The sequence below is a fragment of the Crenothrix sp. genome (assembly GCF_043729335.1).
GTDB lineage: Bacteria > Pseudomonadota > Gammaproteobacteria > Methylococcales > Methylomonadaceae > Crenothrix.
Map to the genome: position 1 here is coordinate 136,604 of NZ_JAYTLQ010000057.1, position 21,777 is coordinate 158,380.

General features: G+C 43.9%; 21 protein-coding genes. 10 read left to right on the forward strand and 11 right to left on the reverse strand.

All coding sequences use genetic code 11. The features are described from left to right. Nucleotide 1: 1 nt before the first annotated feature. Genes ACHZC4_RS14055 through ACHZC4_RS14065 form a run of 3 tightly spaced genes read left to right on the forward strand, consistent with a single transcriptional unit; the run spans nucleotide 2 to nucleotide 1,632 of the window. Nucleotides 2–304, forward strand: coding sequence for a YciI family protein (locus tag ACHZC4_RS14055; RefSeq protein WP_394754488.1), 303 nt, complete (start codon nucleotides 2–4; stop codon nucleotides 302–304). Beyond that, complete coding sequence (locus ACHZC4_RS14060; protein WP_394754489.1) at nucleotides 301–579, forward strand: BolA family protein; 279 nt, start codon at nucleotides 301–303, stop codon at nucleotides 577–579. Before ACHZC4_RS14055 ends, ACHZC4_RS14060 begins: the two co-directional genes overlap by 4 nt. Beyond that, complete coding sequence (locus ACHZC4_RS14065) at nucleotides 580–1,632, forward strand: peptidylprolyl isomerase (protein WP_394754490.1); 1,053 nt, start codon at nucleotides 580–582, stop codon at nucleotides 1,630–1,632. It abuts the gene before it with no gap. A gap of 49 nt (nucleotides 1,633–1,681) precedes the next feature. Here ACHZC4_RS14065 and recJ read toward each other — a convergent pair whose 3' ends face one another. Further along, on the reverse strand, nucleotides 1,682–3,424 hold the full coding sequence (recJ, locus tag ACHZC4_RS14070; protein ID WP_394754491.1) for a single-stranded-DNA-specific exonuclease RecJ: 1,743 nt from the start codon (nucleotides 3,422–3,424) through the stop codon (nucleotides 1,682–1,684). Between the two features lie 398 nt (nucleotides 3,425–3,822). On the opposite strand from recJ, the gene ACHZC4_RS14075 reads away from it, so the two are divergent. After that, nucleotides 3,823–4,503 carry a PEP-CTERM sorting domain-containing protein gene (locus ACHZC4_RS14075; protein ID WP_394754492.1) on the forward strand — a complete coding sequence of 227 codons (681 nt, stop codon included), beginning with the start codon at nucleotides 3,823–3,825 and terminating at the stop codon, nucleotides 4,501–4,503. A 9-nt stretch (nucleotides 4,504–4,512) separates the two neighbouring features. Here the strand turns inward: ACHZC4_RS14075 and ACHZC4_RS14080 are convergent, their stop codons facing one another. Genes ACHZC4_RS14080 through ACHZC4_RS14095 form a run of 4 tightly spaced genes read right to left on the reverse strand, consistent with a single transcriptional unit; the run spans nucleotide 4,513 to nucleotide 7,225 of the window. Beyond that, nucleotides 4,513–4,980: a nucleoside deaminase gene (locus ACHZC4_RS14080; protein ID WP_394754493.1), complete on the reverse strand. Its 468-nt coding sequence runs from the start codon at nucleotides 4,978–4,980 to the stop codon at nucleotides 4,513–4,515. After that, on the reverse strand, nucleotides 4,981–6,045 hold the full coding sequence (locus ACHZC4_RS14085; protein ID WP_394754494.1) for a homoserine O-succinyltransferase: 1,065 nt from the start codon (nucleotides 6,043–6,045) through the stop codon (nucleotides 4,981–4,983). 19 nt (nucleotides 6,046–6,064) lie between these two features. After that, the gene (locus ACHZC4_RS14090) at nucleotides 6,065–6,910 is read right to left on the reverse strand and encodes an ATPase (RefSeq protein WP_394754495.1); all 846 of its coding nucleotides are present in this window, start codon (nucleotides 6,908–6,910) and stop codon (nucleotides 6,065–6,067) included. Nucleotides 6,911–6,925: 15 nt separating this feature from the next. Beyond that, the gene (locus tag ACHZC4_RS14095; protein WP_394754496.1) at nucleotides 6,926–7,225 is read right to left on the reverse strand and encodes a DUF6763 family protein; all 300 of its coding nucleotides are present in this window, start codon (nucleotides 7,223–7,225) and stop codon (nucleotides 6,926–6,928) included. Between the two features lie 366 nt (nucleotides 7,226–7,591). Here ACHZC4_RS14095 and ACHZC4_RS14100 point away from each other — a divergent pair, with 366 nt between their 5' ends. Further along, a complete protein-coding gene (locus ACHZC4_RS14100; RefSeq protein WP_394754497.1) occupies nucleotides 7,592–9,043 on the forward strand; it encodes a helicase HerA-like domain-containing protein in 1,452 nt (483 codons plus the stop codon). A gap of 77 nt (nucleotides 9,044–9,120) precedes the next feature. Here the strand turns inward: ACHZC4_RS14100 and ACHZC4_RS14105 are convergent, their stop codons facing one another. The 6 genes from ACHZC4_RS14105 to ACHZC4_RS14130 form a co-directional block, all read right to left on the reverse strand. Then, complete coding sequence (locus ACHZC4_RS14105) at nucleotides 9,121–9,261, reverse strand: hypothetical protein (protein ID WP_394754498.1); 141 nt, start codon at nucleotides 9,259–9,261, stop codon at nucleotides 9,121–9,123. Between the two features lie 32 nt (nucleotides 9,262–9,293). Continuing rightward, nucleotides 9,294–9,776, reverse strand: a complete 483-nt coding sequence (locus ACHZC4_RS14110) for a YajQ family cyclic di-GMP-binding protein (RefSeq protein ID WP_394754499.1) — start codon at nucleotides 9,774–9,776, stop codon at nucleotides 9,294–9,296. Between the two features lie 89 nt (nucleotides 9,777–9,865). Next, on the reverse strand, nucleotides 9,866–11,374 hold the full coding sequence (locus ACHZC4_RS14115; protein WP_394754500.1) for an aldehyde dehydrogenase family protein: 1,509 nt from the start codon (nucleotides 11,372–11,374) through the stop codon (nucleotides 9,866–9,868). A gap of 38 nt (nucleotides 11,375–11,412) precedes the next feature. Next, nucleotides 11,413–11,865, reverse strand: a complete 453-nt coding sequence (locus ACHZC4_RS14120) for a tellurite resistance TerB family protein (RefSeq protein ID WP_394754501.1) — start codon at nucleotides 11,863–11,865, stop codon at nucleotides 11,413–11,415. Nucleotides 11,866–11,979: 114 nt separating this feature from the next. Continuing rightward, nucleotides 11,980–12,918 (reverse strand): HpcH/HpaI aldolase/citrate lyase family protein, encoded by a 939-nt coding sequence (locus tag ACHZC4_RS14125; RefSeq protein ID WP_394754502.1) that lies wholly within the window; start codon nucleotides 12,916–12,918, stop codon nucleotides 11,980–11,982. Nucleotides 12,919–12,920: 2 nt separating this feature from the next. After that, a complete protein-coding gene (locus tag ACHZC4_RS14130; protein WP_394754503.1) occupies nucleotides 12,921–14,009 on the reverse strand; it encodes a cysteine protease StiP domain-containing protein in 1,089 nt (362 codons plus the stop codon). A 370-nt stretch (nucleotides 14,010–14,379) separates the two neighbouring features. On the opposite strand from ACHZC4_RS14130, the gene ACHZC4_RS14135 reads away from it, so the two are divergent. From ACHZC4_RS14135 to ACHZC4_RS14155, 5 genes are all read left to right on the forward strand, one after another. Then, on the forward strand, nucleotides 14,380–15,270 hold the full coding sequence (locus ACHZC4_RS14135) for a pirin family protein (protein WP_394754504.1): 891 nt from the start codon (nucleotides 14,380–14,382) through the stop codon (nucleotides 15,268–15,270). 652 nt (nucleotides 15,271–15,922) lie between these two features. Beyond that, complete coding sequence (locus tag ACHZC4_RS14140; protein WP_394754505.1) at nucleotides 15,923–17,482, forward strand: lipopolysaccharide biosynthesis protein; 1,560 nt, start codon at nucleotides 15,923–15,925, stop codon at nucleotides 17,480–17,482. A gap of 24 nt (nucleotides 17,483–17,506) precedes the next feature. Further along, entirely contained in the window at nucleotides 17,507–18,946 is a 1,440-nt protein-coding gene (locus ACHZC4_RS14145) for an O-antigen ligase family protein (protein WP_394754506.1), read from the forward strand. Between the two features lie 5 nt (nucleotides 18,947–18,951). Beyond that, the gene (locus ACHZC4_RS14150) at nucleotides 18,952–19,890 is read left to right on the forward strand and encodes a glycosyltransferase family 2 protein (RefSeq protein ID WP_394754507.1); all 939 of its coding nucleotides are present in this window, start codon (nucleotides 18,952–18,954) and stop codon (nucleotides 19,888–19,890) included. Between the two features lie 155 nt (nucleotides 19,891–20,045). Beyond that, nucleotides 20,046–21,713 (forward strand): glycoside hydrolase family 9 protein, encoded by a 1,668-nt coding sequence (locus tag ACHZC4_RS14155; RefSeq protein ID WP_394754508.1) that lies wholly within the window; start codon nucleotides 20,046–20,048, stop codon nucleotides 21,711–21,713. Nucleotides 21,714–21,777 lie beyond the last annotated feature (64 nt).

The window sequence follows — 21,777 nt, forward strand, 5'->3', positions numbered from 1 at the left end:
TTTGTTATACGCCATTATTAGCGAAGATGTACCCCATAGCTTAGAAAAAAGATTATCCGTGCGCGCAGCCCATCTTCAGCGCTTACAGCTATTGCAAGATGAAGGTCGGTTGCTACTGGCCGGGCCACATCCGGCGGTTGATGCCGACAATCCGGGAGATGCCGGTTTTACCGGTAGCCTCATAGTCGCTGAATTTGATAGCTTACAAAGTGCGCAACAATGGACGCTGGCCGATCCGTATGTCGAAGCGGGTGTTTACGCCCGAGTTTCTGTTAAACCTTTTAAAAAAACTTTTCCACAATGACCTCCGACTTAATTAAAAAATCATTAAATGACGCGCTTAAACCCGAATTACTAGAGCTGCTTGATAACAGCGCTGCCCATGCTGGCCATGCGGGCGCAAGAAGCGGCGGGGGACATTATCATGTCACTATTGTTGCAGAAGCCTTTGAAGGCAAATCGCTAGTCGAACGCCATCAACTCGTTTACAAGGCGCTGGGTGATCTGATGAAACAAGAGATCCACGCTTTAGGCATTAATGCTATTTCACCCTCAGAAGAAACTAAAGGAAGTTTATAAATGAATAAGAAAATTATCTCTTTACTCGTTGCCGGTAGCGCTTTGATTGCCGGTTGTGATCAACAAATGGGCACAACCGCCACAACAACCGTGGCTGCACCGGTCATTAAAAAAGAAGATGCTATCGCCAGTGTCAACGGTCAGTATATTAGCAAGGCTACTTTGGCTGAACTGGAAAAAGAAATTGCCGAAAAAGCCCATGGTCAAAGTTTCCCTAAAGAAAAGCTGATTGAAGAACTGGTACAGCGCGAATTGTTGATACAAGATGCGGTAAAAAAGCAGTTGGATAAAACACCCGACATGCAAAAACAACTCGATGTCGCTAGAAATTCATTGTTAACGCAAGCTGATTTGCAAGATTTCGTGAAAAAAAATCCAGTCACTGATGCAGAAATTAAAGCCGAATATGACAGTAAAGTCGGCGGCACTAATGCCACCGAGTACAAGGCCCGCCATATTTTGGTAAAAACAGAAGACGAAGCTAAAAAATTAATTGCAGCGCTGGATAAAGGTGGCGATTTTGCCAAACTAGCCAACAAAAACTCGGTGGATGCCAAAGAGTCTCAAAATGGCGGCGATTTAGGCTGGTTTAATCCTAGCCAAATGGTTGCACCCTTCTCTGAAGCTGTTGCTAAGCTGGAAAAAGGCAAATATTCTAAAGTGCCGGTTAAGACCCAGTTTGGTTACCACATCATTTTAAGAGAAGATTCGCGCGCGCAAACACCACCGCCGCTAGATTCTGTTAAAGATCAATTAACACCATTCCTGCAACGTCAAAAAACTCAAAAAATGCTGGAAGGCTTACGTAAACAAGCTAAAGTTGAAATTTTAGTACCGGTGGTAGACGAAAAGCCCAAAGCCGCTATTCCACCAGCAGTAGCGCCAACCCCTGATGCCGCTAATCCTGCTGCAACTCCAGCGCCAGGTGCTGCACCCGCCGCAGCTGTAGAGCCACCGGCCACCATTGAAGCTGCGCCTGTAACAGAAAAACCAGCACAACCTGCTGCCGTTGTACCAACACCGGTACCCGCACCTGCGCCTGCTGCAAAATAGAGACTGTCTCTCAGTTCCGTAAACTAAAGGGCGGCTTATCCGCCCTTTTTTAGGTGATTTTTTCCATATACTGCACCATAAGTTGCAAAGTGCGATTACCTCTAAATTCATTAATGCTCATTGTGTAAGCTGCACTACACAAGCGCATACCCAGCCAGTGCTCCGGTTTGTCGACAAAAAAAGCAATAGCATCAATCATCAACTGGCCATTTGGTTTTCTGAGCAGCAATTTTAAATGCCGTTGCCCAACAATGCGCACTTGCACAACCTCGAATTTATCAATAAAAACCGGCTCGGGACAGCCTTGCCCCCAAACACAGGCATTTTGCAAAAGATCTGCAAATTCAATCGTCATGTCCTGTTCGCTTAATTCACCATCAACCAGGATTTTTTGCTCTAAATCAACGTTTGCCAAGCGTTTATTGACCATGGCATCAAATAGCAATGCAAACGCCGGATAGTCGTGCATGGCAATGGTTAAGCCTGCTGCCATAGCATGTCCCCCAAACATACATAAAAGCTTAGGATGGGCGATAGCGATATCCGCCAATACATCACGAATATGCACGCCGGGAATGGATCGCGCTGAGCCTTTAATAAGATCTTTACCCGCAGATGCAAAAGCCACCACCGGCCTATGCAATTGATCTTTCATGCGTGAAGCTAGAATACCAATAACGCCTTGATGCCAGTTAGCATCATATAAACACACGCCAGCCGGCAAATGCTGACTATTTAGCAAACTCATTTCACTTAACAGCCCTTGTGCTTCCTGCTTCATCTGCCCCTCAACCTCTTTGCGTTCATTATTGAGCGCATCAAGCTTGGCGGCGATAGTTTTGGCGGTTGCGGAATCATTAGCTAATAAACATTTTATGCCCAGTGACATATCATCCATACGCCCCGCTGCATTTAATCGTGGCCCTAGTGCAAAACCTAAATCTGTTGCCTGAATACTGTGCTGGTTTTTGCCGGAAATATCTATTAAGGCATTGATGCCGGGGTGCCCCAATCCCGCCCGAATACGCATTAGGCCTTGATGCACCAGAATTCGGTTTACACGATCCAAAGCAACGACATCAGCAATGGTACCCAGGGCCACATAATCCAGTAACACGGCCAGATTAGGTTCAGGTTGTGTAGATGTAAACCAGTTAAGCTCACGCAATCGGCTACGCAAGGCCAGCAAAACATAAAAAACTGTACCCACACCGGCAATCACCTTACTTGGGAATTGATCACCAACAAGATTGGAGTTAACGATCGCTTCAGCGGCGGGCAGATGCTGGCCCGGTAAGTGATGATCGGTTATAAGTACTTTAATGCCCAGGGCATTCGCAGCTTCAACGCCTTCAATACTGGAGATGCCATTATCAACCGTTAGAATGATATCGGGATGTTGCTGCTTAACCAGTTCGACAATTTCCGGGGTTAAGCCGTAAGCGTATAAAAAACGGTTAGGAACCACAAAATCAACGTTTAAAAAGCCCAATAACTGCAAGCCTTTTATAGCTAAAGCACAGCTGGTGGCACCATCGGCATCAAAATCAGCCAGTACCGTAATCCGCTGTTGTTGCTGTAGCGCCGTTATTAAATGATTGACCATAGCCTCCATATTGGACAATAGCCAAGGTGAAGGGAGCTTTGCTAATGAGCGATCTAAATCAGTAGCAGAGCTTAAACCGCGGCTTAACAATATGCGTTCCAGTATGGGGTGCATAGCATCTAAATGGCCACTATTTTTAGGAACTTGGCGAGCGATGATAATTTTTTTAACGCCTTGAGAGTACATAATACCTAGATAAAGTGGGTTTAAAATGGAGGTGCTTAGGCTTTTTATTTGCCATGACCAAAATGGTAAGCAAATTATAGTTGGTGAATTGCTAGGTTGTCGGTAGCGCATTTTAGGGGTTTTTGTGATGTGTATTGCAAATATCAAAATTCATACTGTGGTCAAGTTCACATTATCTCCTTGTTATCTGCTGTATTTTAACTAAAATTAAATTACTGTAGAAACGTGCCTGTAAGTTTATGCACTTGAACGGAAAGAGTGTAACCGGTGTTGGATGGCTTGGTGCATGAAGAAATTATTAAGCTATTGATTAATATTAAAAATTTTTTCGATAACTCTTATGCCGCTACAAAACATTCCACTATCTGCGACTTTAACTTATATAACTAGAGGGAAGAATGAAATCATTAAAAAAACTAATGGATCGAATAAAACTATGTTCGCTTTGTGTAGCAGCAACTATGTTATTTTTCTCTTCAACGTCATTGTACGCGGGCACTGTTTATAATCTTAATTTCAATGGCTCAAATATTGATTTAATAGGATTTATTGAAACTGAGGCTTGGGAGCAAACATCCCCAGGATTGTTTGATGTAGATGTTATTGACTATTCGATAACAGCTTCAAATAATGGTGCATTCGCTTACACTTTTAACTTTGACAATAGTAGCTGGGGCGGTAGTGAAAATAACGTTGAATGGGGCACTAACATTACAATAACCATTAACGAAGCAATGATTAAGCTATCTGTACCAACAGTGACACGAGCTCAAAATCAACAGTATGACACATTTCTCATTGCTGACACGGCTACTAACGGGGGTAGGCAAAGTCTGAGTTTTTATAATGGTCAACTGGGCTTCAGTACATTTAACCCATTAAATCTTGTATTTTATAATATTGCAGATCCGTTGTTTGTTTTAGCAACAACGCAACCACAACTGCAATTACCCACCGTTCCCGAACCCGCTCATTTAATACTGTTGATTACTGGATTGCTTGGAATGTACCTTCTGCGGCAAGGTCGCTTAAGTAGAAGAGGCGTACTATCGCCTTACAAGGTAGCCCAGAATTTTTAAATTGGCTTGCTAGTAAAGAATTTTATCGATTTTGTCTAACCAGGCATCAAAAGGCTGCCTATCATTAAGCACTTTTATATGGTGCATGGGGATACTACGTTCGGCGGGAGAGATGGCAATTTGATCATAAATAAAGCTGTCATCAAACTTAGCTTCAGCGGCATCATGGCGACTACAGGCAAAGTAAACTTTTGACAATCGCGCCCAATATATTGCCCCCAAACACATGGGGCAGGGCTCACAACTGGTGTACAACACACAATCTCGCAACTGAAAACTGTTTAGCTTTGCACAGGCCAGTCGTATAGCCATAATTTCAGCATGGGCGGTAGGGTCAGTGTTTTGAGTGACTTTATTACCACTGGCTGCTATCAACTGGTTATCTTTGACAATCACCGCGCCATAAGGGCCTCCGGCACCGGTATCAACATTGTCAACAGCCAGGGCAATCGCTTGTTGTAAAAAAATATCATGCATCTATAAATCCAATGGGTTACTAGGATCAACACCCGGCATAAACGGAAAGCGACGATCCTGGTTGGTCAGTTGATAAATTTTTCCTAGCCAGTTATTAAAAACCGCTTTAGCGGTATCTCGCCAGGTATTATCCAAGTACTCTAAAATTAAATGTTCCGGAAATTCCGGCAGCGCTTGGCCGGTGTTTTTGGCGACGATGACGAGCTGTTGGTAATTAGAAAAAACCTGACACACACCGGCATTAAAATAGTTTTCGGGGAATGGCGGATAAATATTGATTTCTGCGTTATAAAACCGCAATACCTCGCGCTTGTATTCTTTTAACAGACTAATCTCATCATATTCAGGATGCCCCTGAAAAAACACCACCCGAAAACCATCTGGACTAACGGCCAGGTGCACACCGGCATCGCTGCTTGCGGCCAGAATTTTTAAGCCATGCTGTTCCATATCACTACGAAATACTTCGTTAAAACGAGAATGTGGCACATCAAAACGGGTATTAATTTCCGCCACCAAAGGGTGTCTGCGGTCCATTAATTTATGCGAAAAAACTCCCCAACGTTTAGCGGGCAAGCGTGTACGCTCAATGCCATAACAATATTGGATCACCGCATGCGTGGCTAGGCACGAACACAGCACAGAGGTAACATTTTCATGCGCCCAGGAAAAGACTTCCGTCAACGGTTGCCAAAAGTCTTCTTCTTGCAACTGAGTACCTACCACGTTAGCACCACTGATAATTAAGGCATCCAGGCCGTCTTCTTTGATTTTGGCAAACGGTTCATAGTACTTATCAATGTGCGCCTGTGCCTGCGGGCTTCTTTGCAAGCCCTCAATGGTAAACGGATGGATATGAAACTGCACAATTTGATTACACGCGCCCACTAAGCGAAAAAATTGCCGCTCGGTGGCTTCCAACGCCGCATCTGGCATCATATTCAATAAGCCAATATGCATCTCGCGAATATCTTGCTGACTGGCACGATCAGGCGATAACACATCTTCGCCTTCTTCGCGTAAGCGCTCAAATGTTGGTAAAGCGGTATGGGCAACTAAGGGCATGACGCCAATAATCTGTTCATTAAGCTTGTGCGGCCAAAGCGTTTGCCACCAACTTAAAAAATTCCGCTTCGTTATTAACCGCAGCCACATCGTTAGCATCTAACGTATAGCCATACTGGCTTGCAATCGCATCATAACGCGGCAAACGCGACATAAACAGCTCAGGAAATACCCAGGATACGAAGTCATCCGGCGGAATTTGTTCGGTATTCGCAAAGTTCTTTAGGCGCATGAATTCAGCCAGTTTTTCATCCAGAAAACTTTCGCGATAATATAATGGTTTGGGATCAGATTTAGCACGATCAACAATGGTTTTTTCCAAATCCGGCGAAATTTTAATATAAAGAATCAAGGTTTCTTTAGCCAAGGTTTCCAGGACATCCGGTGCATCCAGTTCACAAACACTGCCTCCCGCATCGTTAATAAAATGCCGGTAACCATAAATATCCTCAGCCTTGTGGATAAATTCCGGTACATCATTCATCGCGGCAATTTCGCCCTGATAATGCAATTTTTGGCGGCGCTTAAACTCCTGCAAAGACAGCCCACCTAAAGCTGGATCACCCAGCTTGCCCAAAAAACTGGATACAGGTGCAAGATTATTTACCGTAATACCGCTACGGATGTAGATTGAATCGGTCAGTAATAACTCACGCAAAAACGGTACGCTCATCGCCTGGCGTTTAATATTATCTAAAATCGGCTCTTGCAGGTATTTGGTACCTATCCGGTAATCACCTGAATAATGAAACCATTTGCTCTTGGGCAATTTATTAGCCAATGTGGTCTTGCCTGCGCCCGACATCGCCAGTAGCGTAATGCGTTTAGACTGCCAATCCATAAATTCTTGAGAAGTCATTCTCATAAAGTCTGTCCCTGATTAATCCAAATACTCTTCAATGTCCATGTCGTCATCATTTGCCCGGTGCTTATCTGTGTCGGTATAACCCCGATCGTCGGATTCAATTTCATCAAAGGGCGCCGTCCAATCTTCTGGGTCTTCAATGTAATCAAAAGTTGAATCATACCAGCTATCGTGATCGTATTCGCCGATATCGCCATTAAAGTATTGTACTTCAATGGAATCTGCATTTTCGTCAATGTTAATGACCTTGAAGGTTAAATTATTTTCTAAATCCTTATACCAGCTGCCCAGAATGGGATCTGCTATTGTTGCCATGATGCACCTCGTTACTTTAAAAGTTATTATTACAATATGTTGTGATATTACGCGCATCTTTAAAAAAAATTGACATCTCTTTGATAGTTCACAGTAGCTCGCGCGCTTAGTCTGTGCTATTTACCGTAGTTTTTGTATTTTTTTATGGATAACACCGTTATGGGGTATGCGTAATATCAGTTACCCCGTAAAAAATAAAACATTTTGCAAATAAACACAAAATATTTTACGTCCAGTACAAATTATTAAGTGTATTCGGCCACTATTTTGCAATAAAAGCGGCTCATTGGATATGGCGATACGCTTTGTTGCAAGTACTCTGTGTGCTACGATGTTGATAATATTTATTTAACGCGGGAGATCAATATGCAGGAAATTTTAATTGGTGGTCAAAATGGCGTACAGGTCATTATGGATGCCACAATGGGTAATCGTCATGGCATGATTTCAGGCGCTACCGGCACCGGAAAAACAGTAACGCTGCAAACCATGGCAGAATCTTTTTCCAAAATTGGTGTTCCGGTCTTTCTGGCTGACATTAAAGGCGATTTATCCGGCATTGCCCTGGCTGGCCAAGTGAATGATAAAGTGAGCGAACGCATTCAGCAAATCGGTATTACCGGCTTTCAACCGCGCGGTAACCCTTGTGTTTTTTGGGATATTTTTGGTAAAACCGGTCATCCGGTACGCACGACCATATCGGACATGGGGCCTTTATTACTGGGTAATTTACTGGAACTCAATGAAACTCAGGCCGGTGTTTTGTACACCTGTTTTAAAGTTGCCGACGATAATGGCATGTTGCTGCTGGATTTAAAAGATCTACGCGCCATGCTGACTTGGATGGGCGATAACGCCAAAGAGCTCCAAGCTGAATACGGCAATGTAGCTTCTGCCAGCCTGGGCGCTATTCAAAGACAGCTTTTAGTGCTGGAAGAACAAGGTGCAGATGAATTTTTTGGTGAACCCGCGCTTAAATTAGCTGATTTATGTAAAACTGATTTTTCCGGTAATGGCGTTATTAGTGTGCTGGATGCTACGGTATTAACCAGCAAATCACCTAAGCTGTATGCTACATTTTTACTGTGGCTGCTATCCGAGTTGTACGAAACATTTCCTGAGGTGGGCAATGCAGACCGCCCTAAACTGGTGTTATTTTTTGACGAAGCGCACTTACTATTTGATCAGGCGCCTAAAGCGTTAACCGATAAAATCGAGCAAATCGTACGGCTTATCCGCTCAAAAGGCGTAGGCGTTTATTTCATCAGTCAAAGCCCATTGGATATTCCTGAAGACATCTTGGGGCAGCTTGGGTTAAAAATACAACATGCGTTAAGAGCGTTTACGCCTAAAGATCAACAAGTCGTTAAAAGCGTTGCAGAAAATTTCCGCAGCAATCCCGCTATTAATACGGTAGAAGCCATTCAGGCACTTAAAACCGGCGAAGCCTTAGTATCAGTATTAGATAAAGACGGCAGCCCATCTCAAGTTGAACGCATTTTTATTCGTCCACCCGAATCTCAATTAGGCCCCGCTACTGAAGCCCAGCGCAGTGAAATAATTGGCCGTTCGCCCTTTAAAGGCCAGTACGAACAACTTGTAGACAGGGAATCGGCTTACGAAATGCTTAAAAGCAAAGCTTTGCAAGCAGCCAGTGCTGAAGAAGCAGAACCTAAATCCACATCAGTCAGAAGTGCTCAAAACCGCCAAAGTGTTAGTGAGGTCTTGTTAAAGAGTGCCGCGCGTGCCTTGGGCAGTACAGCGGGAAGGCAAATTATACGCGGCATTATGGGGTCATTATTGGGTGGCCGTCGGTAAAGCTACTGCTGGAAGCTAAAAACCAGTGCGATTAAATGCGCGAGTAACCACGAAATTCCGCGCTTTTAATCGCGAGGTTAAGAAATAAGCCGAACCCAAAACCACAGTTCAAAAACGCCACCGACTATAAAGGCAGCAGTACCTAAGCCTGATAAGCCCACGCCGTAAAGTATAACCGCGACCCCTAAAATTGCGGCGGTAATGAGGTGATGTTGCATTTATTTCCCCCAAATGCGGGTTCTAAAGCGAATTAATCCCTAAAATTATCAAACTGCAACGGTTGCTCCAGCTTTTCATTTCTCAGCATCTGGATAACCTCTTGCAAATCATCACGATTTTTGCCGGTTACCCTAACTTTATCGCCATTAATTGCCGCCTGCACCTTTAATTTTTTGTCTTTAATCAGTTTAACAATTTTTTTCGCCAAAACGGACTCTACACCTTGCTTAAGGGTAATTTCCTGGCGCATCAGCTTGCCACTGCCTTTAGCGTCACCCACCTCCATACAGGCGATATCAATACCGCGCCGACTGAGTTTTGTGCAAATAACGCTGAACATTTGCTGCAACTGAAAGGTGGATTCAGATAGCATGATAACCTTGTCATCGGTTAGCTCTACCGATGATTCTGTGCCTTTAAAGTCAAAGCGGGTGGAAATTTCTTTATCCGCCTGATCAATGGCATTTTTAACTTCGTGTTTGTCGAGTTCAGAAACAATATCAAAAGAGGGCATGAGATGTAAGGTTGTGCAATGGAAATTTAAAGGAAAACCTAACGGACATCTAGCAGCATTGATGACTGCTAAATGCCCATTATGGCCGCTTATAATCTTATGGTGATGGCTTTGGTCTGGGTGTAATTTTCAAGGACAGCTTCACCCATCTCACGTCCCCAACCGGATTGTTTATAGCCACCAAAAGGCAAGGCGGCATCAAAAACATTATAACAATTGATCCACACGCTTCCGGCTTTGATTTGCGCGGCCAGGGTATGGGCTTTGCTCAAATCGTTAGTCCAAATACCCGCAGCCAAGCCATAAACCGAATTGTTGGCCATATTAACCAAGTCTGCATTAAACTCTTTAAAGGGCATGGCGGTTACTACAGGACCAAAGATCTCTTCCTGCACCACCTTCATATCATTGCGCGTATCTACCAATACGGTAGGCTCAACAAAGTAGCCGCTGCCTGCTCCCGCTTTACCTCCGGCCAGTGCTTTTGCGCCTTCTTTTTTACCGGCATCAAAATAACTACACACCCGATCACGCTGGATCATCGATACCATAGGCCCCATATCGGTGTCTGGCAATAATCCAGACCCTAATTTAATGGACTTGGCGATATTAGCCACACCTTCAACAACCTCATCGAAAATGCTCTGCTCTATATAAAGCCGAGAGCCTGCTGAGCAACACTGGCCATGGTTAAAAAAGATGGCATTGGCAGCGCCTGGAATGGCGGTTTCCAGATTGGCATCCTTTAAAACAATGTTAGGTGATTTGCCGCCTAGCTCTAAAGAAATTTTCTTGAGATCATTAGCGGCAGCTTTTACGATAAGCTTACCCACTTCGGTAGAGCCGGTAAAAGCAACTTTATCCACACCAGGATGACCCGCTAAAGCCGCACCAGCGGTTTCACCAAAACCAGTAACAATATTGACAACGCCTTTAGGCAATCCCGCTTGCAACATTAATTCACCCAGCCGTAGCGCTGAGAGTGGCGTTTCTTCCGCTACTTTCAGCACTACTGTACATCCCGTTGCCAAAGCCGGTGCTAACTTCCAGGCGGCCATTAATAAAGGAAAATTCCACGGGATAATTTGCCCCACTACACCCACAGGCTCAGGTCGGGTATAAGCATGGTATTGCACGCCGGGGGTATAAATGACCGAAATAGGAATAGTGATGCCGTGCCGCTTGGTAGTCCAGCCTGCCATGTAGTGGAATATATCCGCCGCCAAGGGTACATCGGCGGCCTTGGCAACCAGATAAGGCTTGCCGTTATCCAGTGATTCCAGCTCAGCTAATTCATCCAAATGTTCCAGGATCAAATCGCCAATGCGCCACAGTAACTTACCGCGTTCTGATGGCGTCATCGTTGGCCAAGGCCCAGATTCAAACGCTTGTCGCGCCGCCTTTACCGCCCGCTCAATGTCCTCTTTATCCCCCTCAGCAGCTTGGGCAATCACTGTACCGGTTGCGGGGTTATAAACAGGAAATGTTTTTCCAGACGCGGCTGCATGCCATTCTCCATTGATGAGAATTTTTTTGGCACTACTTAAAAACTGCGTCACTGAGGGCGTGAGAGCTGGGGATTGCATAACGGCGTTCATTGGCTTTTCTCCGAGAATTAATGTGCTGGGCTTAAACCTTATAATTCAAATTCCGTAGGATCAATGCCCAATTCTTTAGCTATTTTTACTGCAACTTTCTTTTCCATTGCATCAAAATTGCCATCAGAAGATGCAATGGCAATAATCATCCGTACCAACAGGCGCGCGGCTTGTGCATTAGATTTCATTTTGCCCAGCGCCTGATAAGCTTTAGCTTCACCGATGTCTTTATCAAACTCAAGCTGACCGACAAAATCCTGAAATGCCTTGATAACATCACTGGTAGTAAAAATGGACAGTGTGTCGTTGCTCTCGATAAACTTAATCATTTTTTGCTTTTCTTCAGAGCTGATGCTGCCATCAGCCATGGCAATTAACGCGGAACCTGCCATCGCGGCATTTAAAAAATCTTTGTTTTTAAATTTTAACGCTTCGGTTTTTAACTCACCGGCTTTGGTTTTTAATTGGCTCAAAAAACTTTCAAAACTCATTTAGCTGCTCCTGCTTGGGATTATGTGGGGTTAAGATCTTACTGCTAATCTTGGGCGATTATGCCCCTGTGTGGTTAGAGTGTGCAAGGTTTCGTTCTTCATACGCAAGACTGCTTACCTATAAGAGAGTTCAACGTAATCATTTATGGATAACACCTCTTTAATACCATAGTGTTGTTGGCGCTTGATAATATCCAGCGCCCAGTGTAGATGAGTGGCGACTTCGCACATGGCATTGTGCATTTTAAAGACTGCTGGAGAGTTCTGGTCAAGCAATTTTATGGCCATATCATAGTCGTTGTGTTCAACCTGATAGATGGCTTCAATGATGGGTATTTGTGACGGATGAATCGCGGCTTTACCGATTAAACCGTAGGCCAAATCCAAGGCAATTTCCCTTTTTAAAGTCGCTATTTCATCCAGGTATTCAAATACAGGTGCCGACAAGGAAAAGCCATGGGGTTTAAAAATCGTTACTAACTGCGAAATCACATGACCAATGGGCGTTTCATACAGGGTTAATTGCCTTGGTCTGCGTATACCCAGTAAATTCATTAAATCATTGCCGCCAATTCTGAGCATTAAAATTTGCTCAAATAATGGATGCTGCCGTAAAGCTTGGCGTAATTCAACCATGGCACCTACATCAAAGACATCTTTGGTTTCTAGCGTCGGCATTATTTTGAAGGGTGTGTTTTGTAACTGATCAAAATACGCATGCACTACGTGGGTATTAAATTTGGGCAACACGAAGCCATCAATATGTTCAATATGGGGTAAATCTAATAAGCGCGCCAATACCTCTGGGTTCCTGACCCGAATAAAACGGTAACGATGTGGTGAGTCTTTAAAGCCTTGCAGACAAAGACTAAGATGGCGCAAACTGCTTTCAACGTCGCTATCGGCAACGGCATCTTCGGTACAAAAAATCATGGAGCGTAACATCGGCAATTTATCGCCGTTGGCACAATCCATTAAATCCCGCCGGTGCGCAGGCATATACAACGGCGCACCTAAAGACCAAGGCGAAAAGCATTTGGCAACGACAGTCATGATTAAACCTCTTGGATTAAAGCAGCGGCTTGATAAGGCAAGTCGCTAAGGATGTCTATGGGAATGGATTTAGCTTGTGCGAGCCAGCGTAAATGCTGTGTAGCGTTGTTATCTGATTCACGCAGCAGCAGCAGTTTAGCTTTGCGTCGTAGCAAAACCCGTGTGGCTTCGCCGATGCCGGGTTTAATATAATTGTGATGGCTCACGTTGTAACGCTGCGTTATCTGCTTTAAAAATTGCTCCGAAATAGTTTGTCGTGATTGCTTGTCTAACTCGCTATCGTACGGTTTAACCGGATCAGTCGATAGCTTGTTAATCACCGTTAATAAAGTGTTTATAAAATACTGCGATAAATCCTGCGGCTTATAGCCTTGATAATAAACACAGCCGTGAAAATCTGTGGAGGCTAGATTCTTTTTATCAATGACAGTACGGCTAATTAAGCCAGATACCGTCGCGTTTAAAATACAAGACGGGATCAAATAATCGTCTGCAGAAGCTGCCACCGCTGCGCTACCGGATAAATCAGTTAAAACATACAATTCAGCCGGAACAAAAATACCCGTCTCTGCCGCAAAGGTTCGCAAGCTTTCTGCCAATTGCCGGGCAATCACGCCTTTTCCCGTCCAGCCATCCACAAAGACCAATGAGCCAGGGTGATGATTTTGCACCAGGTAACGCAAGGCATTTTTATCCAGCCCCACATCCCGTAAGATGGAAATTGAATAATGCGGTGCTTCAATAGTGTAATAGCGCGCCAGGATATGCTTGAGCAGCACACCAATAGGCGTTCCGGCGCGGGCTAATGACACCAGGGTAATACCTTGTGTTCGGGTCGCCACAATCTGTTTCGTAAGGCGCAGTAAATCCTCTGCCATACGTTGCTGATTTAATGCCATAGCCTGATGAAACAATTGTAAGTATTCTGGCGACGGCAGTGATTCATGGGTAAGGAGTTCTGAATAATGCTGGGCTCCAGACTGGATCAGTGCTTCTTTAACGTGGACAGGTGTGTCTTGCATTTTCAGTGGTTTAAGCAAAAAACGCACATCGTTGGCAGGGTAGCTACCGCTGAAAAAGGTTATCAACATAATGGATTATATAAGCGGGAGTATTTCAATTGTGTGACATTCCAATTAATTATTGCTAATACGCTGTGGATTTTTGTCAAAAAATAGGCAATGTTGCATTGCGGTATTTTCTTTCCATGACGAATCAATTCATGCGTGTTGGCTAAAGCACTACGTTAGCATGACCCTCTAAAATTAAATAGATTTAACAGAAAATATTTACGATTTTTGCACCTATTGGCTCACACGTGTCCTGTGGTTACAATGCGAATAAATTCATACCCACACAACACACAATATTTATGTAAAATTAAATACACAAGCCAAATTCATGAACAATAGGCGATGAATACAGTCCATATGCTGATTAATAATGAATGGAGATACGCGAATGACAACAAGCAATACACAAAAATCCGTTAAGAAACTTAGCGGTATTCAACGTAGCACAGTTAGTCATTGGGTCGGCAGTGGATTTCCGGTGCGAACGCTGTTTTCATACCCGGATCTGGGAGCGATACTTACGCCGTTTTTGCTGCTGGATTATGCAGGCCCGATCAAATTTCCGCCCACAACAGCGCGCCTTGGTGTGGGTGAACATCCTCATCGGGGGTTTGAAACAGTGACTATTGTTTACGAAGGGGAAGTGGAGCATCGTGATTCTTCCGGTGGGGGTGGGCACATTGGTCCTGGCGATGTGCAATGGATGACTGCTGCATCTGGAATAGTTCATGAAGAATTTCATGGTCGCGATTTCGCGCGGCGCGGTGGCGCCTTCGAGATGGTTCAACTTTGGGTGAATCTACCCAGCAAATACAAGATGGCAGCGCCACATTACCAAGGTATTTTAAGCAGTGAGATTCCCGTAGTGACACTGCCTAACAATCAGGGAACAGTAAGAGTTATTGCTGGTGAATTTGACGGCGTTAAAGGCCCTGCCAAGACCTACACTCCTGTTCATGTTTGGGATGTTCGGTTGGCGAGCGACCAACTTATCGATCTTGCAATCCCTGACGGTTACACAACCGCAGTTGTGGTGCTTAAAGGCGTTGTGCGTATTAATGGCTCTGAGCCAATTGAAACTGCGCAACTGGGATTATTTGAGCGCGAGGGAGATAGCATTCGCATTGATTGCACAGACAATGCCACACTACTATTGCTGAGTGGTGAGCCGATTGATGAGCCCATTGCAGGCAGTGGGCCGTTCGTTATGAACACCACCCAAGAGATTCGCCAGGCAATAGCGGATTATCAAAATGGTAAGATGGGGCGGTTGTCATGAGTTTTGCGACAATTTGCGAAACTACATAATGTACGTAAATGTTCCTTTGGTAAGTATGCCCTCTATAACCAAGTAACTTGATGTTTCAAATTGTAAACCTCAGTGGCTATATAATGCCGCAGAGTAAAAGCATGTGGTAATTATTTTATCAGTGGAATAAAAACCTAGGTTTTTACTCCATCGAATATAACTAATAGAGACTGAAAACACTGTATGTAATAATTGTTACTTATTAAGAGCCTAGAATAAAATTATATGGGTTAGCCCAATAGTACGGTAATATTATCTCAAGGCCATGGCAGGGCTACTTTTTTCCAATTAAATGGTTTTAAAATTCGTTAAAATACATCACAAAATCGGTGCATTAACTGAAATTATTGATGACTAATTTTAAATTTGTGCTCTCGAGTTATAGGCAACTGATTTAAACTGTTTGAGTAAGCACTCGGCGGGCTTTATATTTTTGCTGTTGAAACATAAGATTCTGAGGTATTTCGGGTGTAACCGTTCAGTCCCCCTTTTTCAGAGAGGGAGGTGAGCGCATACTTTCGGGTTACAAGGGCAAAGGCTTGAATAAGCTTTTTAATAACATTATTTTTGGATAACAGCATCGTTATCCGGTGTGTATTTGCAGACAAGGCAGTGTGAGTGTATGGCAGGGAAAGACGATATTAACAAACAAAGTGTTAGTGCGGTTAAGTGGAGTGCCTTAGGGAGTATTGCGCAATACGGCTTATCATTGGGTGCGCAAATTATTTTGGCGCGGCTTTTGGGACCCGAAAACTATGGCTTGTTTGCGATGGGCATCATCGTTCTTGCCTTCAGTAGTTTTTTGTCTAATTTTGGTTTTGCCTGGGGACTTATTCAAATCCAGGATTTGACGACTTACGATATTCGTTTTGCTTTTACCTGGCAGTTAATTTCAGGTGGGCTGGTTGCGGCTATGCTGTATACGTTTGCGCCAGAAGTGGCGGGCTATTTTAATGAGCCGCGTGTTGATCCTATTGTGCGCTGGTTAAGTTTGGCATGTCTTATCAGTGCCATCACCGCTCCCGCCAGCAATTTACTCAGACGTAATCTGGATTTTCGCTGGATCAATATTATTCAGGTTATAAGCTATTCAATTGCTTACCTTGTTATTGGAATTCCCCTTGCTTACTATGGGGCCGGAGTTTGGTCGCTTGTGGCTGCCTGGATTGCGCAGGCAGCGTTAACCCTTATCCTGACCTTTATTCGTCACCCACATTCGATTAAACCACTTTTTTGGTACGATGGTGCTAAGGCTATGTCAGGCGTGGGTTTTACTGTTTTTGTAACTAATTTGTGTAATTGGGGATTGGATAATCTAGACCGCATTCTCTTGGGACGATTTTTGGATTCCAATGCGGTTGGACTTTACAGTGTGGGCTATAATTTAGCCACTACCCCCAATAAATTGCTGATAGGCGCATTGCAGCCGGCTTTTTTAACCGCTGGTGCTAAATTTCAATCAGAGCCAGAACGGTTGCGTCGCGCTTATTTGCCGGTGCTTGCCTCGGTTTGGGTATTAATTACCCCGTTGTTTGCCATGTTTGCTATTGTCGCTGATGATTTAGTGGGATTTTTGTATGGCGAGGCCTGGCAATCAACTGCGCTTGTCTTGGCTATTTTGGCATTATCTATGCCCGTTTATATTATATGGGCAATGTCGACACCTATTTTATGGAATACGCAACGTAAACACCTGGAAAGCTTATTGCAGTTACCCATTTTGGTGCTTTCTGGCTGGGCTTTATACGTTTTTGCCCACCAAGGTGTGGTTGTTGTCGCCTTAATCGCAGCGGCTAGTTTAGGTGCTAGATCTGTGTTAATTACTACTGCGGCCTGTTGGCGCTTAAAAATTAAGTTACGACATTTATTGCCCTTTTTTGCTCGTGGCTGGGCTATGACACTTTTAGTGGCCTACGGAACTTTTGCGGGTGTGGAGCTGGGTGAAATTGCCGGCCGCTGTTTTGGTGCGCAATTGACCCATCTAGGAGGAGGAATGGCTCATGTTAAGCTTGATCTTATTGTGCGCGCCTCTTTGCATTTGTTGCCGCTTATGGGCGGCGTTTTTTTTGGAATCGGTATGCTGGTATTGGTTGTATGGGTGTTTCCACACTTGTTGGGTAATCAGGTACTGGGTATGTTGGCGCGTTTTAGTCCACGATTTACACCGAAATTGCAGGGTTAATAACGTGATATTGAGGGCAGGAAAATGACTGGCATTGTCTTTGGACTGATAGTTTTTATGGTTGCTTTGGTGGCAGTTATTGGTTTTGGTGCTGTTTTACATTGGAGACAGCATTCCACAACGAGTTTGCTCCCGTATATTTTTTATCTCGCTATTAATAATATGGCGTGGCAGGTAGCGATATCAGGGCGAAATTTATTTGCTTCAACTTTATCTGATTCTGCCGACCTGATAGAGCCCGTTTTAGACATGCCTCCCGCTGTACTATGGGCATCGCGATTAACGTCATTATTTATTGTCGTGGTTGCAGTGGAGCGTATTGTTAACCGGCTTTTACACTATGGACAGGGGATAAAAATACCGACAGGACTGTTTGTTGCTTTTGTGTTCTATTTTATGTCTTCGGTACTTTTTAGCGCATTTTTAGGGACTCATCCATCGCTGTCGCACGAATATTTTTATTTATTTTTGGGTGGTATTGCCGCCTTACTGTTCACAGAGGCCGATGCGGATAATGCCATTTGCAGTGCGCGTAATGCAATTTTTATGCTTCTGCTTGCCAGTGCAATGTTTGTGGTTATCAAGCCGGAACTGGTCATGCGCAATGATTACATGGATGGCTTAATCCCTGGGTTAACTATTCGTTATGTAGGCTTAACCGCCCACTCTAACGTGCTTGGGCCCTTGACTGTCGTTTTTTTATTATGCTTATGGAGTAGGCCTTATTCCAGAGGGTGGCTTAATGGTTTGGCGTGGTTTATTGGCGCTGCCACGCTGATATGCGCGCAATCTAAAACCAGTTGGCTTACCTTTATATTATGTCTATCTTGCCTTGCTTATTTTCGGTATGCCGCATTTTTAAAAGGGTATTTTTTCGATTTTAAACGGCCGGTTTTCTTGGCGGCTTTTTTGTCCGTGGGAATGGTTGTGGTAACGATGTTTGCCATGACGCTTATGTTTGGTTCAGCAGGCAATCCTTTGAGTACATTTTTTATGAGCCGAGCGGGCGCAGATTTAATGACCTTGACAGGCAGGGACGAAATTTGGGCGATTGCTGTGCGGGAGTGGCGTTACAATCCGTTATTTGGTTATGGTTTATCGATTTGGAATGAAGCTCATCGTTCAAAAATAGGAATGCCCAATGCAGTCACTGCACATAACCAGTTTTATCAAACATTATCTAGCGCAGGAATTGTGGGGGTGGTGGGATTATGTTTCTATGTCTTGACATTGTTTTGGTTTGCACTCAAAACAGCCAAGGCTAGCCAAGGTTTAACGTTGGCCTTTTTTATCATGGTGATGATGCGCTCAGTAAGCGAAGTAACATTATCTATGATAGGTTATTATGGGCCTGAGGAGCTTACGCACGTCCTTATCTTGATGGTGATTACTTCTCATTGGATAGCGCATCGTGCGCCTGTTGCTAATTCTCAAGCGACCCCAAAATTTATATTAGCAAGGTAGTCTTTATGTTATGTTCAATTATTATCCCGCTGTATAACAAGGCAAGTTTTATAGAAGAAGCGTTGCAATCGATCTTTAATCAAACTTATCAAAATTTTGAAGTAATCATTATTGACGATGGTTCTACTGATGATGGTGTTGTCCGAGTTCGTGCAATTAAAGACAGTCGAGTGGCTTTGGTACAGCAATCCAATGCTGGCGTGTCCTGTGCCAGAAATAAAGGGATTGAACTGGCCCAGGGTGATTTGGTGTGCTTTTTGGATGCCGATGATTGGTATCAGCCACAGTATCTTGACACTATTATTAAGATGGCGAAATGTTATCCGGAGCTGTTATTTTTTGCCACTTCTTATAAGCGCGTTAAAGTAACTGAGGGAACTGAAAAATATTGGGAAGTTGCAGATCAATGTGATATTGAAATTATTAATGATCTTTTTCATCAGTGTCGACTGGGTAGCACATTGTTCATTATCGATTCATTTGCTGTACGACGATCATCTTTATTGCATTTTCAGCCTTATTTCCCACCAGGCGAACAAATGGCTGAGGATCAGGATCTCTATTTTAGATTATGTGAAAAATCAGCTTTCGCTTATTGTTCATTGCCGCTTGCGGGTTACAGAATAGGTATCAACGATAGCTTATGTGCAACTTACGAAGGTAGTTGCCTGTTTCCTGCCTATTTGCGTGTGGAGCAGCGGGCTCTTAATCGAGAGATGCCTGATAGGTTGAGAAGCTCCGCATTAAGAATGGTGGCTGAAGCAAGAATTTCCCTCGCCCGTAATTCATTGATGACTGGGCAGCGCTATCAAGGCGTTAAAGAATTGTTGGGTGTCTGGCGGGGGATGGTTTCACGTCGCTGGTGGGTTACTCTCGCAATGTGCGTTTTTGCAACACCCAAAACAGTTCAGCGCTGGGAGCATTGGCGAAATCAAAAAGCGTGAGATGGCGGAATTTTTGTAATCAAAAATTAGTTTATTTGAGTTTACGGGCCACCCTAAGATCTAATCTTTACGAATTGATACGATGCTAGCAGTTCCTTTGAGGTACTGTGTGTGGGGAATTAATAAGCTTTCGTAATTAACCTCAGGTTGCACAAATGAAAAAACGTATGACTCCACAGATTCGACAGCGATTGCTTTGTATTATACGCTCCACATTATTTGTTTTTTTGTCAATAACCCAGTTCAAGGCCTCGGCTTCAACATTGCCCGATGTGATACGCACCGGAGGCTCATCCAAACCTCACGAAGCCAAAGTTGCTGTGTTAGTATCGCAAAGCGAATATGTCGGGCTACCCTTCACGGTAGCTAATGAAGAGGGCGTTACTGTCTTTAATGGAACCCTTAAGAAAGCCAATATCTTAGAGCCGTGGAATTATGCCGCCATTGCCGATTTTTCGGAATTAAAAGAACCTGGTCGTTATAGAGTACACGTAGAAAATATAACCTCCAGGCCATGGGATATAGATAAAAATGCAGGTCATGAATTAACCCAAACATTTCTAGAGTTGTTTGTTGCCAATCGGGATGGTTATGAACCTTCCTCCCTTCATGGCCCAGCTCATTTACATGATGCCAGCATTGAAGGTGGAAAGTATAATAAAACACACTTTGATCTTACTGGGGGCTGGATGGATGCTGGCGATCAAATACACTTCACCGAAACTACCGCTTACGCGGCCATCATTTTACAGCTAGCAGCCAAACTTGATCCTATCAATGCCGAGGCTTTGCGTAATGAAGCCGATGTCGGTATACGCTGGTTGCTGAAAGCACATCCACTTCCGGATTTATTTATTGGCCAGGTAGGTGATATTCGCGATCACGGTATAGGTTTTCGAGATCCTGCAGAAGATGATCAATCTAAATTGCCTGGTATAGGTTATCGATTGGCTTATCCTGCAAGCTTATCAGGTTTGATGGGTAAAGCCGCTGCCGCGCTTGCCCTTGCTGCTGAACGCAATACCGGAGAAGAGCGCATACATTTATTAGCGCAAGCTAAGCAATGGTATCAACAAGGCAAAACCAATCAATCTGATCAGCAACTTGCTGATGACTTTTACAATAACTTAACATGGCACGATGATATGAGCTTTGCCGCGGCCATGCTATGGCGGGTTACTGGAGACGAGCCGTATCAGGAAGATGCTTACCTATATCTTGACGATATTGACCATACTCTTTCTGTTACTTCAATCGGTGTATTGACCGCCGCTGATCTTTGCGGCACGCTGGGTAATAAATTAACCAATAATAGTAAAGTGCGCAAACGGGCTTGCGATTTTTTGCGCACTGCGGCGCAAGAGGCTATTGCCACGGCAACTATTGAAAATGCGCCTTGGAATACCCCGGGTTCTATGATTTGGGGACAGCTAGGATTTAATGGCGCACATGGGGCAATTGTTGCACTCGCTAAACGCGCCAATTTAATCAAAGATGCTTCGGTGGCTGTGCGTGCACGTGATTGGTTATTAGGACTTAATCCTTGGGGAAATAGCTTTGTTGTGGGATATGGTTCAAATCCACCTACAACGCCACATCATTGGGCGAGTGTATTCAGTAATGATGCACCTAAAGGCACGGTAGTGGGTGGGCCTGCCTCATCAGCCGAAATGGAAGCCATTAATGTTTCAGCACAAGGAGAATTCGATTCTAACAGGGCAATCTACTCTACAAGAATTGAAGATTATATTAGTAGCGAAGGCGGAATTGTTTACAATGCAAATACAATTTTTCTTATTAGCGCGTTAAATATTTTGGAATAAGCTTTAGGCACTAAGCTATAACAAATAAAAATTAACTGGAACAATTTATAAAATGATTTTTGCA

Bases quoted from the DNA above. Each gene is read 5' to 3' on its own strand.
- ACHZC4_RS14060 (WP_394754489.1), top strand. From the start codon at position 301: ATGACCTCCGACTTAATTAAAAAATCATTAAATGACGCGCTTAAACCC.
- ACHZC4_RS14065 (WP_394754490.1), top strand. From the start codon at position 580: ATGAATAAGAAAATTATCTCTTTACTCGTTGCCGGTAGCGCTTTGATT.
- recJ (WP_394754491.1), bottom strand. From the start codon at position 3,424: ATGTACTCTCAAGGCGTTAAAAAAATTATCATCGCTCGCCAAGTTCCT.
- ACHZC4_RS14075 (WP_394754492.1), top strand. From the start codon at position 3,823: ATGAAATCATTAAAAAAACTAATGGATCGAATAAAACTATGTTCGCTT.
- ACHZC4_RS14080 (WP_394754493.1), bottom strand. From the start codon at position 4,980: ATGCATGATATTTTTTTACAACAAGCGATTGCCCTGGCTGTTGACAAT.
- ACHZC4_RS14085 (WP_394754494.1), bottom strand. From the start codon at position 6,045: ATGCCCTTAGTTGCCCATACCGCTTTACCAACATTTGAGCGCTTACGC.
- ACHZC4_RS14090 (WP_394754495.1), bottom strand. From the start codon at position 6,910: ATGAGAATGACTTCTCAAGAATTTATGGATTGGCAGTCTAAACGCATT.
- ACHZC4_RS14095 (WP_394754496.1), bottom strand. From the start codon at position 7,225: ATGGCAACAATAGCAGATCCCATTCTGGGCAGCTGGTATAAGGATTTA.
- ACHZC4_RS14100 (WP_394754497.1), top strand. From the start codon at position 7,592: ATGCAGGAAATTTTAATTGGTGGTCAAAATGGCGTACAGGTCATTATG.
- ACHZC4_RS14105 (WP_394754498.1), bottom strand. From the start codon at position 9,261: ATGCAACATCACCTCATTACCGCCGCAATTTTAGGGGTCGCGGTTATA.
- ACHZC4_RS14110 (WP_394754499.1), bottom strand. From the start codon at position 9,776: ATGCCCTCTTTTGATATTGTTTCTGAACTCGACAAACACGAAGTTAAA.
- ACHZC4_RS14115 (WP_394754500.1), bottom strand. From the start codon at position 11,374: ATGAACGCCGTTATGCAATCCCCAGCTCTCACGCCCTCAGTGACGCAG.
- ACHZC4_RS14120 (WP_394754501.1), bottom strand. From the start codon at position 11,865: ATGAGTTTTGAAAGTTTTTTGAGCCAATTAAAAACCAAAGCCGGTGAG.
- ACHZC4_RS14125 (WP_394754502.1), bottom strand. From the start codon at position 12,918: ATGACTGTCGTTGCCAAATGCTTTTCGCCTTGGTCTTTAGGTGCGCCG.
- ACHZC4_RS14130 (WP_394754503.1), bottom strand. From the start codon at position 14,009: ATGTTGATAACCTTTTTCAGCGGTAGCTACCCTGCCAACGATGTGCGT.
- ACHZC4_RS14135 (WP_394754504.1), top strand. From the start codon at position 14,380: ATGACAACAAGCAATACACAAAAATCCGTTAAGAAACTTAGCGGTATT.
- ACHZC4_RS14140 (WP_394754505.1), top strand. From the start codon at position 15,923: ATGGCAGGGAAAGACGATATTAACAAACAAAGTGTTAGTGCGGTTAAG.
- ACHZC4_RS14145 (WP_394754506.1), top strand. From the start codon at position 17,507: ATGACTGGCATTGTCTTTGGACTGATAGTTTTTATGGTTGCTTTGGTG.
- ACHZC4_RS14150 (WP_394754507.1), top strand. From the start codon at position 18,952: ATGTTATGTTCAATTATTATCCCGCTGTATAACAAGGCAAGTTTTATA.
- ACHZC4_RS14155 (WP_394754508.1), top strand. From the start codon at position 20,046: ATGAAAAAACGTATGACTCCACAGATTCGACAGCGATTGCTTTGTATT.